This window comes from Rahnella victoriana (genome assembly GCF_004330295.1).
GTDB classification, from domain to species: Bacteria; Pseudomonadota; Gammaproteobacteria; order Enterobacterales; family Enterobacteriaceae; genus Rahnella; species Rahnella victoriana.
The window spans coordinates 79,657-91,957 of record NZ_SJOJ01000022.1; the positions used below are offsets into that span (position 1 = coordinate 79,657).

General features: G+C 52.8%; 11 protein-coding genes. 6 read left to right on the forward strand and 5 right to left on the reverse strand.

What is annotated here, in order from left to right:
* Nucleotides 1-32: 32 nt before the first annotated feature.
* On the reverse strand, nucleotides 33-917 hold the full coding sequence (locus EYY67_RS18080; RefSeq protein ID WP_095922943.1) for a LysR family transcriptional regulator: 885 nt from the start codon (nucleotides 915-917) through the stop codon (nucleotides 33-35).
* Nucleotides 918-1,086: 169 nt separating this feature from the next.
* Between EYY67_RS18080 and EYY67_RS18085 the strand changes: the two genes are divergently transcribed.
* Nucleotides 1,087-2,223, forward strand: a complete 1,137-nt coding sequence (locus tag EYY67_RS18085; RefSeq protein WP_095922944.1) for an alpha/beta hydrolase — start codon at nucleotides 1,087-1,089, stop codon at nucleotides 2,221-2,223.
* 186 nt (nucleotides 2,224-2,409) lie between these two features.
* Nucleotides 2,410-3,603 (forward strand): MFS transporter, encoded by a 1,194-nt coding sequence (locus EYY67_RS18090; protein WP_095925190.1) that lies wholly within the window; start codon nucleotides 2,410-2,412, stop codon nucleotides 3,601-3,603.
* Between the two features lie 66 nt (nucleotides 3,604-3,669).
* On the opposite strand, the gene EYY67_RS18095 is transcribed toward EYY67_RS18090, so the two are convergent.
* Nucleotides 3,670-4,128 carry a nuclear transport factor 2 family protein gene (locus EYY67_RS18095; RefSeq protein ID WP_095925191.1) on the reverse strand — a complete coding sequence of 153 codons (459 nt, stop codon included), beginning with the start codon at nucleotides 4,126-4,128 and terminating at the stop codon, nucleotides 3,670-3,672.
* Between the two features lie 187 nt (nucleotides 4,129-4,315).
* On the opposite strand from EYY67_RS18095, the gene EYY67_RS18100 reads away from it, so the two are divergent.
* Nucleotides 4,316-6,121 carry a DUF4153 domain-containing protein gene (locus tag EYY67_RS18100; protein ID WP_131694052.1) on the forward strand — a complete coding sequence of 602 codons (1,806 nt, stop codon included), beginning with the start codon at nucleotides 4,316-4,318 and terminating at the stop codon, nucleotides 6,119-6,121.
* A gap of 45 nt (nucleotides 6,122-6,166) precedes the next feature.
* Here EYY67_RS18100 and EYY67_RS18105 read toward each other — a convergent pair whose 3' ends face one another.
* The 3 genes from EYY67_RS18105 to EYY67_RS18115 form a co-directional block, all read right to left on the reverse strand.
* Nucleotides 6,167-6,691: a cytochrome b gene (locus EYY67_RS18105; RefSeq protein WP_131694053.1), complete on the reverse strand. Its 525-nt coding sequence runs from the start codon at nucleotides 6,689-6,691 to the stop codon at nucleotides 6,167-6,169.
* Nucleotides 6,692-6,858: 167 nt separating this feature from the next.
* Nucleotides 6,859-8,118 (reverse strand): alanine transaminase, encoded by a 1,260-nt coding sequence (gene alaC, locus EYY67_RS18110; protein ID WP_119822630.1) that lies wholly within the window; start codon nucleotides 8,116-8,118, stop codon nucleotides 6,859-6,861.
* Nucleotides 8,119-8,237: 119 nt separating this feature from the next.
* On the reverse strand, nucleotides 8,238-8,774 hold the full coding sequence (locus tag EYY67_RS18115; RefSeq protein ID WP_119822631.1) for a GNAT family N-acetyltransferase: 537 nt from the start codon (nucleotides 8,772-8,774) through the stop codon (nucleotides 8,238-8,240).
* Nucleotides 8,775-8,888: 114 nt separating this feature from the next.
* Here EYY67_RS18115 and EYY67_RS18120 point away from each other — a divergent pair, with 114 nt between their 5' ends.
* The 3 genes from EYY67_RS18120 to uraH all read left to right on the forward strand — a co-directional run bounded on the left by EYY67_RS18120 (nucleotide 8,889) and on the right by uraH (nucleotide 12,088).
* Nucleotides 8,889-10,607, forward strand: a complete 1,719-nt coding sequence (locus tag EYY67_RS18120) for a sensor histidine kinase (RefSeq protein ID WP_119822632.1) — start codon at nucleotides 8,889-8,891, stop codon at nucleotides 10,605-10,607.
* 64 nt (nucleotides 10,608-10,671) lie between these two features.
* Nucleotides 10,672-11,442: a LytR/AlgR family response regulator transcription factor gene (locus EYY67_RS18125; RefSeq protein ID WP_095922950.1), complete on the forward strand. Its 771-nt coding sequence runs from the start codon at nucleotides 10,672-10,674 to the stop codon at nucleotides 11,440-11,442.
* Between the two features lie 238 nt (nucleotides 11,443-11,680).
* Nucleotides 11,681-12,088, forward strand: a complete 408-nt coding sequence (gene uraH, locus EYY67_RS18130; protein WP_131694054.1) for a hydroxyisourate hydrolase — start codon at nucleotides 11,681-11,683, stop codon at nucleotides 12,086-12,088.
* Nucleotides 12,089-12,301 lie beyond the last annotated feature (213 nt).

The window sequence follows — 12,301 nt, forward strand, 5'->3', positions numbered from 1 at the left end:
CGGAGTTCAGAGGCTAGCGGCATAATCAATCTTCAGATTTTTAGTGCATCGATCACTATTCTCAACGCGGGTGACACATTGCGATGAGGATAATAGAGGTATGAACCTTCCAGACGTTGGCTGTAACGCGGCAATACTCTGATAAGTTTCCCACTTTCTAAATCATCACAAACCAGCTCCTCAGGAACATAAGCCAGCCCCAGACCTAGCCTGGCGGCTTCTGCTTCCATATAGCTATCAGAAAAAACCCACTGCCCCTGCGGCTGGTGCGTCACTTTTTTCTCATCCTGATTGAGTTCCCAGGCGTACAAACTGCCATCGGCAAACTGATAGGCAATACAGGGATGTGCCACTAAATCAGCCGGGGTTTGTGGAAACCCGTAACGACGAAAATGTTCGGATGTGGCAACAACAGCCATCTCCATATCGGGTGTAATGCGTACCGCTATCATGCCGTTTCCTACTTCGGGTCCAAGGCGTATGCCAGCATCGAACCTCTGGGCAATAATGTCGACGAACCGGCTTTCACTGATCAGCTCCAGCCTGATGTCCGGGTAACGTTGTTTAAATATCGCGAGCCTGGGCAGAAGTACTTTATCAATAGCATGCTGGCTGGCATTGATACGAACCGTGCCGGAAGGGGTCTGGCGATAATGTGCGAGTGTGGCAAGCCCCGTATTTAACGCATCAAATCCAGACTCTGTCGTCTGGTAAAGTTGCTCACCAGCCTGTGTCAGCGATAACCTGCGCGTGGTACGAACCAGAAGCTGTACACCCAACCTCTCCTCAAGTTCGCGAACAGAACGACTGACCCCCGATTGCGCAAGTCCAAGCCGGTGCGCCGCAGCAGTGAAACTGCCTTCGCGCACGACCTGCATAAACAGATAAAGCTCATTATAGTTTTCCCGTTTTGCCATCACTGTGTCCTTGCCGTCTATATATAACAATTTGGTATTAATTCTAGCAGTGATCGCCTACTAATCAGCACTATTTATGCTGACTATAATACCCCCTATCGATACCAGACACTGCAGTGTTGTCCGTATGAGGCCTGTACCTACACATCGTTTTTCAGGGGACTTTTTTATGAATGTTTTCGCCAGAAAACTGACAGCCGCGATACCTGCAATGCTGCTATTTACGACATTAAGTGGAGTCACAACAATGAGTCACGCGGATACAATCAACCCGAATGCCCCAGTCTCGATGGTAGAAAAATGGGACAAAACCTTTGCTGAGAGCAATAAAGTTGATCACCGGAAGGTGACATTCCAGAACCGTTACGGAATTACGCTGGTCGGTGATCTGTACATTCCTAAAAAACGTGGAGACAGCAAACTTGCTGCTATTGCATTAAGTGGCCCCTTTGGTGCGGTCAAAGAGCAATCCAGCGGTTTGTATGCCCAAACACTGGCGGAAAAAGGGTTCGTGACATTGGCATTCGATCCCTCTTATACCGGTGAAAGCGGCGGCTATCCGCGCAATGTTGCCTCTCCGGATATCAATACCGAGGACTTCAGTGCTGCGGTAGATTTCCTTGGATTACAAAAAGAGGTGGATCGCAACCGCATCGGTCTGCTGGGCATCTGCGGCTGGGGCGGGATGGCGCTGAATGCAGCAGCAATGGATACACGTGTTAAAGCGGTGGCGACCAGCGTTATGTACGACATGAGCCGGGCAATGGGGCATGGCGTTGGAGACGGAAAAGACCGGTATTCAACCGCCGATCGGCGTGCCGTATTGCAGTATCTGAACGAGCAACGCTGGAAGGATGCAGAAAACGGGACTCCCGCCCATGCAGGCCATGATATTTATGTTGATCAGCACGGCAAGGTCAGTACTTCTGAACGTATTTTACCGGAAACTTTACCGGCGGATCCCAACCCGATACTGAAAGAATTCTTTGATTATTATCGTATGCCGCGCGGTTACCATGCGCGCTCAGTTAACTCTACTGGCGCATGGACTGCGACTACCCCCTTATCGTTTATGAATATGCCTCTGCTTAGCTATGCAAATGAAATCACCATCCCTGCGCTGATCGTTACGGGTGAAAATGCGCATTCGCGCTATTTTGCAGAAGATGCATTTAAAGCGGTTGGCAGTAAAGAGAAAGAACTGGTGATTGTGCCGGGCGCCAATCATGTTGATTTATACGACAACGTCGCCGGTAAAATACCTTTCGCCAGGTTTGAGCAGTTTTTCAAAACCAGCTTAAAATAATTCATTAAGATATAAACATTTAAAAAGCTGCCTGTACCAGACAGGTGGCTTTAATTCTGACCTCAGCCCCGCCAGCTGCCACAGAGAACACTTCTTTTCCTCCCTTTTTTAATCGTTATTCCATGAACAACGGCCTTCACTGGTTTGCCTGAGCAGGTCGGGATGATATGTAGAGATGCTGACAATATGTCCACACTGAGCCTTAAAACACCACATGATAAAGTACACGCACACTGGAGTGGAATTTTTGCCATGACCTTGTGCGTTTTTGTACTGGTTGCATCGGAATTTTTGCCGGTCAGCCTGCTGACACCTATAGCCAGGGATTTACACGTAACGCAGGGGCAGGCCGGACTGGGAATCGCTATCTCAGGTGCTCTGGCGGTCCTGACCAGTCTGACCATTTCAAACATTGCCGGTAATGTGAACCGTAAATATCTTTTGCTGGGGATGACGGTACTGATGGCAATATCGGGGATCATCATTGCACTGGCCCCAAACTATCTGATTTATATGTCAGGGCGCGCCCTGATTGGTATTGCTATCGGTGGATTCTGGTCAATGTCTGCAGCAACGGCCATTCGCCTTGTACCTTCACACAAGGTAGGCCGGGCGTTGGCCATTTTTAATGGCGGTAATGCACTTGCGACTGTCGTAGCGGCGCCGCTTGGCAGCTATCTTGGCGCAACCATCGGCTGGCGCGGAGCCTTCTTGTGCCTGGTTCCTGTTGCGACAGTTGCCTTCATCTGGCAATGGTTTAGCCTGCCTGACATGGCGGGTAACAAAGGACATCAGACACGCGGCAGGGTTTTTCGATTGTTACGTCGCCCTGTAGTGTCAACTGGCATGCTGGCTTGTGGATTATTTTTTATGGGGCAGTTTGCGTTATTTACCTATGTACGCCCGTTTCTGGAGACCATCACCCGGGTCAATACATCCGGCTTATCCCTGATTCTGCTCACCATAGGTGTAGCGGGTTTTGCTGGCACGCTGATCGTTGCCACATTCCTGAACGCAAGGTTTTACCAGACGCTGGTTGCCATCCCTTTTCTTATGGCTACCCTCGCCGGGACGTTAATGCTAACCGCACATAACGTTTGGTTTGTTACGCTGCTTTTGGGGGTTTGGGGAATGCTTGCAACAGCGGCTCCAACCGGATGGTGGACATGGGTCGCGCGTACGCTGCCGGAGAATGCCGAGGCAGGAGGTGGACTTATGGTCGCCGTCGTCCAGCTTTCCATTGCGTTGGGTTCGACAGCCGGAGGCATTATGTTTGATAACCTTGGCTGGCAGAGCGCTTTCGGGCTGAGTGTCATGTTGCTCTTCAGTGCTGCAGGACTGACCTTTTACACATCACGTCAGGACCACACGCCTCGTTAAAGAGGAAAGTGACTGGCGAAGGGAAGTGGCGGGTTGACGCCGCTTCCCTTCTTTTTTCCGGCAACCTCAGGTTTTGTTTTCCTCCGTTTTCACCACCTGACGGTAATTGTTCACCCGCTTTTTATCCTCGAGATTAAAGTCAGGATCGAGATAAATGCTCACCCGCTTGATCAGCAGATCGTCAAAGACAAAGACGCTACAGAAATGATGGCTGCCGGCTTCCGATGTCGGCCAGCGGTCGCCGTTTTGCATTACGCCGCGCATCTGCCCTTCCAGTACAATGACATCTCCGTCACTCAGAAACTGAAATGCATCCTGAATGTGCTGGATTTTGTCGATTTCGAGCGCAAAACGTTTACCGAGTTCTCCTAAAGAAGTCTTGCCCTGCGCGGTGCCAAATTTCGGAAAAAACAGCACCACATCTTCGGCAAAAAGATCCAGTAATGACGCGTCAGCCTGATCCAGTTTGGCGTAGAAATTCTTAACAATTTCAATGCGTTTTTCTTTCAGTTCGTGTTCTGCCATTTTCACCTCGACTTTCTCCATCTGATCACTAAGCCTAGTGACTGCCGCTGATTTTGCCAGTTATGGGAGACGCTCACATCACACGGACACCGCGCTGATGAAGAGTTTTCTGCACCGGAGGCCGGAACCCACTACACTGGCATGAGTTTTTAACAACATGTCCTCTTACATTTTTGGAGAGTCACGGATGTCTCAGTTCAACAGAGCGGGTCGCGCCATGCCGCACCTGCCCGTTCCCGCACGTTGGGTAATCTTTGCGATTTGCCTGCTCCAGGGGCTCCTGCTGCATTACTTCTTTTCCGATCTCGCGCCGGTGGGGTTCGCAAGTTTCTCCCACAATATTTACGGCCAGACTATGGCATTAACATTACCGGTGCTGATTTCGTTGTCTGTCACGCATCTCAATGACCGCCGGTTCTGGGGTGGAATGGCGCTTCTCACCCTGCTGCTGGCCGGGATGGCAGCCTGGGCGAAAAGCAATATCAGCGGGACGACGACCGATTCGGTGATGATGCCGTTTAATCTGTCGCTGGTGTTGCTGGTCTTTTTTGTACTGCCGTGGCTACAGGTGCAGGCGTTCCCGGCGGAAAGCCGTTACCGTTACGCCAATCTTTCCGCCTGTTACAGCCAGAATACGCTGTGCGCCTTGCTGACTCTTCTGATGATGTTGCTGGCCATCGGCGTGATGGCGTTGTGTGCCGCGCTGTTCCGGGTGATCGGAATTGAATATTTCCACGAGCTGTTTTTCGATACGCCGCTGTTTATGAATCTGGTGTACGGCGTGCTGCTGGGCATCAGTATCATCACCTGCCGGACGCAACCGGCATTGATGAATACCACCCGCAATGTGATCCGTTTTATTCTCAAAGGTCTGCTGCCGCTGGTGGCATTTGTGGCGCTGATTTTCCTGTTCGCCCTGCCGTTCACCGGCCTGACGGTGCTGTCGCAAGCCTGGTCTGCGGCCAGTTTGCTGACCACCATGGCGCTGAGCATTTTGCTGCTGGTTAACGTGGTGCGTGAAACCGATCACGCTGAAAAGCCGTATCCGCGGGCGATCCGTCTGCTGGTCAATGCGGCAGTTCTGCTGCTGCCGGTGTATGCCGCGCTGGCGCTGTATGCCACCGGCCTGCGCGTGTCGCAGTACGGCTGGACGCCACAACGTCTGTGGGCCGTGCTGGTTATCATCGTCACGCTGGTCGCCGCGCTTTGCTACAGCTTCTCGGTGATCGATAAGCGCCCCGACTGGCTGCCACGAATTACCCAGTTCAATAAGCCGTTGTCGCTGCTGGTGGTCATTCTGTTGATCGCGGCCAACAGCCCGCTGCTCGATCCGTACCGGATCAGTGTGAACAGTCAGATCGCGCGCCTCGACAGCGGCAAAACGCTGGCGAAGGATGTCGATCTGAAGATGCTGCGTTTTGACACCGGACGCCGTGGCAACGAGGCGCTGGTGAAACTGCAACAGCATCCGGCCTTTACCGGCGATCCCCGGCTGCTGGTGATACTGAAAAACATGATCAGCCTGACATCCCGCTGGGGGGCGTACAGCGATAAAGACTCCGCCGCACTGACCAAGAGTTATCGGGTGGAAGACGCCAAAAAGATGATAGTGCTGGCGAAAGGTGCCACGTCGCCGGATGACGGCTGGTGGAACACCCTGCCGCAGCTTGAGCAATACACCAACACGCTGCGCGACTGTCTCAGCCTGCACGGCGCGTGTATCGTCAATACGCTGGATCTGAACGGCGATAAACAGAAAGAAATTTTCTTATGTAATACGTTAGATAGCGCGTCGGCGAACTGCCGTATTTATGTCCGGCATGACGCAAAATGGGCGCAGGCGGGTGAACTTTATCTCTATGACGATAAGGAGAAACCGGCGCTGAACGCCGCCCTGCGCAATGGCGAGGTGAAGCCGGTGCCGCGCAAATGGGCGGATATCCAGATCAACGGCAAACGTCGCGTGATCCATTACAATCTCAGCGAAGAATAATCTCTCAACTTTCACCGGCAGGCGTTCTGCCGGTGAATTCCCGCCTTACTTTCCCGGCGTCATGCGCAATAAGGTGTCATCTTTACGCACGTAATGATGATAAATCGCCGCCAGCGCATGCAGGCCAATCAGGTAATACCCGCAGCTCGCCAGAAATTCATGGGCAGTTCTCACCGTACGGCGCACCGCCGGATCGGGGGTGACAAACTGCGGCACGTGCCAGCCGAACAGATACCAGTCCCGCCCGCCGAATTCCAGCATCAGCACGCCCAGCACCGGCAATGACAGAAACAGCAGATACAACACGCCATGCACCGCGTGCGAGGCAGCAATCTGCCAGCGCGGCAGCGGCGGCGTGATAACCGGGGTGGTATGGCGGGTGCGCAGATACACCCGCACAAACATCAGCAGCCAGACGCAAATCCCGAAATTAAAATGCAGCAGACGCACCAGCGGCTGATTGTCTTCCGGAAAATAATCGCGGGTCAGCATCGCCGTGTAGGTCAGAATAATCATCAGCAGCGTCGCCCAGTGCAGGCTGATCTGAGACAGCGAATAACGGGTTTTCATGAGTGATGCCCTGGCCGGAGAATAGCGTGAAAAAACAGGAATATTGCCCTGAGTATAGGAAGGAAATGCGCAGACTTTGTGGATAAATGCGGCCGCGAAAGTAAAGAAGTTAAATTAATGTTATAAAAAAACCGGGCGTGTGCCCGGTCTGGTTGTCTGACGGCGTATTACGCGAGGCTGGCCGGATCCTGTTCCACCGGCGGTTCGCCTGCCGTTTTTTTCGGTGGCAGCAAGCCGTCGGCGCGGAACATCGCTTTAATGCCACGCACGGCCTGACGGATCCTGTCCTGGTTTTCGATCAGCGCGAAACGCACGTGCGTATCGCCGTAATCACCGAAACCAATGCCCGGCGACACACACACTTTGGCGTCGGCCAGCAGGCGTTTGGCAAATTCCAGCGAACCTAAATGCGCATAAGCTGGCGGAATTTTAGCCCAGACGTACATCGAGGCTTTCGGATTTTCCACCATCCAGCCCGCCTCATGCAGACCGCGCACCAGCACGTTGCGGCGCTGACGATATTGCTCGGCAATGTCTTTCACGCATTGCTGATCGCCTTCCAGCGCAGCAATCGCCGCCACCTGCAACGGCGTGAAGGTGCCGTAATCGTGATAACTTTTGATGCGCGCCAGCGCGCTGACCAGCTCCGGGTTACCGACCATAAAGCCGATACGCCAGCCCGCCATGTTGTAACTTTTCGACAGCGTGAAGAATTCCACTGCGATGTCTTTTGCGCCCGGCACCTGCATGATCGAAGGCGCTTTCCAGCCGTCATACACAATATCGGCGTACGCCAGATCGTGGATCACCAGCACGTTATATTGTTTGGCCAGTGCCACCACGCGCTCGAAGAAATCCAGTTCCACGCACTGCGCCGTCGGGTTGGACGGGAAGCCGAGGATCATCATTTTCGGACGCGGAATGGTTTCGCGAATGGCTTTTTCCAGCTCAGCAAAGAAATCCACCCCTTCGGCCAGTGGCACGGAACGCACCTGCGCACCGGCAATCACCGCGCCATAAATGTGGATCGGATAACTTGGGTTAGGCACCAGCACGGTATCGCCGTGGTCGAGGGTCGCCAGCATCAGGTGTGCCAGCCCTTCTTTCGAACCGATGGTGACGATAGCTTCGCTTTCAGGGTCGATATCCACCTGATAACGATCGGCATACCAGCGGGAAATCGCGCGACGCAGACGCGGAATACCGCGTGAGGTCGAGTAACCGTGAGTGTCTTCACGCTGCGCCACCTGCACCAGTTTTTCCACAATGTGTGGCGGTGTCGGGCCGTCAGGGTTACCCATGCTGAAATCGATAATGTCTTCGCCACGATGACGGGCGGCCATTTTCAGCTCAGCAGTAATGTTGAAAACATAAGGGGGAAGACGATCAATACGTGAAAAACGACGGGGTGAACTGGAATCAGCCATAATTTCCTCTGGGATACGTAAGCGCCCGGACCGTCCGAGCGACGCTGGCCGCGGAACGGCCTTCAACGAACATAACGCAGGGGAAAAGCACTGTCGAGAGAGTGAGCACTCTTTTTTTTCTACGGGCGCGGATCGGTCGCCAGCAGTCCGAGCAGCCAGTCGTTTTTCCACTCATCGCCAATGCGGTAGCTGTCCCGCAACCGGCCTTCCATCTGAAACCCGCACTTTTCCAGCACGCGGCGCGACGCCTCGTTGCCTTCCAGCACGTTAGCCTGCAAACGGTGAAAGCCGCAGTGGTCAAACGCAAAGTTCAGCACTTCGCGCAGGGATTCCACCGCATAGCCTTTGCGCTGATGTTCCGGTGCCAGAATGAAGCCGACTTCGCCCTGCTTATACGGCCGCCAGTCCGGGAAAAAGCCGGTCAGCCCCACCGCCGCGCCGGTCTCTTTTTCGCGGATCAGCAAACACAGCCAGAAATCACTGTAGCGATCCCAGTTACCGAGACGCTGTTCAAACCGGCTGTGAACCTGCGCGTGCGTTTCAATATCGCCGATAAAGCGCATAACGTCCGGAGTCTGGTACAGCCGCAAGAAAAACGCCCAGTCGTCAGCCTGGAGGGGCTGCATGATCAGCCGCGGCGTGGATAACGAAATCATGTCGGAATGTGCTCCTGTGTGTGCCGATGGTGAAAGTCTGACCTTTTACATATAATAACCGCTGAATCCATTTGGCATGCTTATCTTTCAAGCGTGCAAAGAGTTAAATCTGCCATGCCTCACATGTTCGACATGCTGCTGGCGGTCTTTGACCGTGCGGCGCTGATGCTCATCTGTCTGTTTTTCCTCACGCGGACCCCGCTGTTCCGTAAACTGCTGCACAAAGAAAATGAGACCCACACGCCGCTGGAACTGACGGCGGTCACCGCCATTTTCTCGCTGTTCGCCATTTTCGGTACGCTGTCCGGGATAAACGTCGAAGGGTCGCTGATTAACGTGCGCACCATCGCCATCATGTCCGGCGGCATCCTGTTCGGGCCGTGGGTCGGCATCATTACCGGCGTGATTTCAGGCACCCACCGTTTCCTGATCGACATTCACGGGCCGACCTCCATCCCCTGTCTGATCACCAGTATTACCGCAGGTTTCCTCTCCGGCTACATCAATAAAAAAGTCAAAAAAACGCTGCACTGGAAAGTCGGCATTATCGCCGGGATGTTGTGTGAAACGCTGACCATGATCCTGATTTTGCTGATGGCGCGGCCGTTTTCGCTCGGGCTGGATATCGTGATGAATATCGCCGCCCCGCTGATCCTGGGGGCGAGCTCCATCGGTCTGATCGTGCTGCTGGTACAAAGTGTCGAGGATGAAAAAGAGGTGATCGCCGCCCGGCAGGCACGGCTGGCACTGGATATCGCCAATAAAACGCTGCCCTATTTCCGTAATATCGAGGGCCGTAATATTAACGCCGACTCTCTGGCCAGCATTTGCCGGATTATCCGCGAGGATATCGACGCCGATGCAGTAGCCATTACCGACACCAAAAACATTCTGGCGTACGTCGGTGTGGGCGCGGAAGAATACAATATCGGCCATGAAACCCTCAGCGACATCACCAAAGCCACGCTGGAAAGCGGCCAGATCACCGTCAAAAACAATGACGAAATGCACCGCACGCCGCAGATCCACTCGCTGATCATCATCCCGCTGTGGGAAAAAGGCGAAGTGACCGGCTCGCTGAAAATTTATTATTGCGACCCGCACCGCATCACCTATTCGCTGAAAGTGATGGCGATCGGGCTGTCGCAGATTATGTCGACGCAGATGGAAGTGTCGCGCACGGAACAGTTGCGCGAGATGGCCAACAAAGCCGAGATGCGGGCATTGCAGAGCAAGATAAACCCGCATTTTCTGTTTAACGCGCTGAATGCCATTTCATCCTCAATCCGCGTACGTCCTGACGTGGCGCGCCAGCTGATCATCAACCTTTCCCGTTATCTGCGTTATAACCTGGAACTGAATGACGAGCTGATTGATCTGCGCAAAGAGCTGCATCAGGTACAGGATTATATCGCCATCGAACAGGCGCGGTTTGGCAGCAAACTGACGGTGATTTATGACATTGATGATGATATTTCGGTGAAAATCCCCAGCCTGCTGATCCAGCCGCTGGTGGAAAACGCCATCGTGCACGGCATCCAGAAATGCAGCGGCAAAGGCGTGGTGGTGATTTCGGTGAAACATCAGGCCGAAGGCATTAAGGTTTCCGTGAAAGACACCGGCCACGGCATTAATCAGGAAACCATTGACCGCGTGGCGCGCAATGAAATGCCGGGCAATAAAATCGGCCTGCTGAATGTGCACCACCGTGTCTCGCTGTTGTACGGCCAGGGTCTGACGATCCGCCGTCTTGAGCCGGGCACCGATATTTCGTTTGTGATTACCCATGCGCCTGCGAAGGTCACACAAGCCCCTGAGAGCAAAATCGCCTGACCCGCAGAACGCCTTTTGATTTACCCGCCCGCCTTTCGGGCCATCGCACCAGGGAGATAATTCAGTGAAAGCAATTATCGTCGAAGATGAAGTACCGGCTCAGGAAGAGCTGAGTTATCTGATCAATACGCACAGCAGCATCACCATCGACGCTGTCTTTGATGACGGGCTGGACGTGCTCAAATACCTGCAATCGCATGAAGTGGACGCGATTTTTCTCGATATCAGCATCCCTTCCCTTGATGGCGTCTTACTGGCGCAGAACATCAGTAAGTTCGCGCATAAGCCGTATATCGTGTTCATCACGGCATATAAGGAACACGCCGCCGAAGCCTTTGAAATCGAGGCGTTTGATTACATTCTCAAGCCTTATCACGAGTCACGTATCGTCACCATGCTGCAAAAGCTGGAGATGCATTTTCGTCGCGATAAAGAGCTGGCGGTGAAGGAGCCGGGCGATAAACAGGAAGGCATCACGCCCGTCGCGGGCAATACGCCGCGCGTCAGTCACAGCATCAATCTGATCAAAGATGAGCGGATAATCGTCACCGACATCAATGATATTTATTACGCCGCCGCGCAGGAAAAAGTCACGCAGGTCTACACCCGCAAAGAAGAATTCACCATGCCGATGAATATCACCGAATTATGCAACCGCCTGCCGGAAGAGCATTTTTTTCGCTGTCACCGGTCATATTGCGTGAATCTGTCGAAAATCCGCGAGATCGTGCCGTGGTTTAATAACACCTATATTTTGCGCTTAAGTGATCTGGATTTTGAAGTGCCGGTGAGCAGGAGCAAGGTGAAGGAATTCAGACAGTTAATGCGGTTTTGATGTGGGGCTGACGGGTTTTGAGGCGGAGGGCGTTATCTTTTGGCGTCCGACTCTGAATTATTACAAAAATGTCATTAACCCGTCATCCTCAGGTTAGCCAGTAATAAGTAGACTTTGTTTCGTCAGGACAGAGGATATTTTGCACTTTCTCATGTCTGTGATGAGAAAAACCTAAATATACCTCTGCCAAATATTCTGCGTTATTAACAAATAACATTGAGTTCAAAAGGACGAACATATGTTTAAAAAGAAATTATTACTCGCCGGTATTATCAATGCGCTGTGTCTGACCTCTGCCTTTGCAGCAAACCCTCTTAGCGTCCACGTTCTGAACCTGCAAAACGGACTGCCATCACAGGGGGTAAGCGTATCGCTTGAGAAGCAGGAAGGTAACAAATGGGTGCAACTGAGCAGTGGCGTGACCAATGAGCAGGGACGAATTCCGGCGCTGTATCCCAATGAAAATGTGATGGAGAAAGGTAATTATCGGGTAACGTTTAAAACCGGCGAATGGTTTGAAAAACATCATACCGCTTCATTTTTCCCGGAAATCCCGGTTATTTTTAAAGCCGATGGCTCAGTGCCTCACTATCACATCCCTCTGCTTGTCAGCCCTTACGGTTTCTCGACCTATCGCGGGAATTAAAGTCAGAAAAGAAATCATGATGGGCAAGATGAACCTGAGTGCGGCTTCATGCTAAATCTCGGGTGAGGTTCCTTGCTCCTCCCATACTAAATCTCAGGCGGGTTTTATTGCTCCTCCCCCTGCGAAGGGGGAGGTCGGGAGGGGGTTTTAAGGCTAAACCTTGCTAAAGCACACTTCAACTTATTGAATTTGACCTTAATACCCCACCCCAAC

Coding starts and splice junctions, on each gene's coding strand:
- EYY67_RS18080 (WP_095922943.1), bottom strand. CDS start 917: ATGGCAAAACGGGAAAACTATAATGAGCTTTATCTGTTTATGCAGGTC.
- EYY67_RS18085 (WP_095922944.1), top strand. CDS start 1,087: ATGAATGTTTTCGCCAGAAAACTGACAGCCGCGATACCTGCAATGCTG.
- EYY67_RS18090 (WP_095925190.1), top strand. CDS start 2,410: ATGTCCACACTGAGCCTTAAAACACCACATGATAAAGTACACGCACAC.
- EYY67_RS18095 (WP_095925191.1), bottom strand. CDS start 4,128: ATGGCAGAACACGAACTGAAAGAAAAACGCATTGAAATTGTTAAGAAT.
- EYY67_RS18100 (WP_131694052.1), top strand. CDS start 4,316: ATGTCTCAGTTCAACAGAGCGGGTCGCGCCATGCCGCACCTGCCCGTT.
- EYY67_RS18105 (WP_131694053.1), bottom strand. CDS start 6,691: ATGAAAACCCGTTATTCGCTGTCTCAGATCAGCCTGCACTGGGCGACG.
- alaC (WP_119822630.1), bottom strand. CDS start 8,118: ATGGCTGATTCCAGTTCACCCCGTCGTTTTTCACGTATTGATCGTCTT.
- EYY67_RS18115 (WP_119822631.1), bottom strand. CDS start 8,774: ATGATTTCGTTATCCACGCCGCGGCTGATCATGCAGCCCCTCCAGGCT.
- EYY67_RS18120 (WP_119822632.1), top strand. CDS start 8,889: ATGCCTCACATGTTCGACATGCTGCTGGCGGTCTTTGACCGTGCGGCG.
- uraH (WP_131694054.1), top strand. CDS start 11,681: ATGTTTAAAAAGAAATTATTACTCGCCGGTATTATCAATGCGCTGTGT.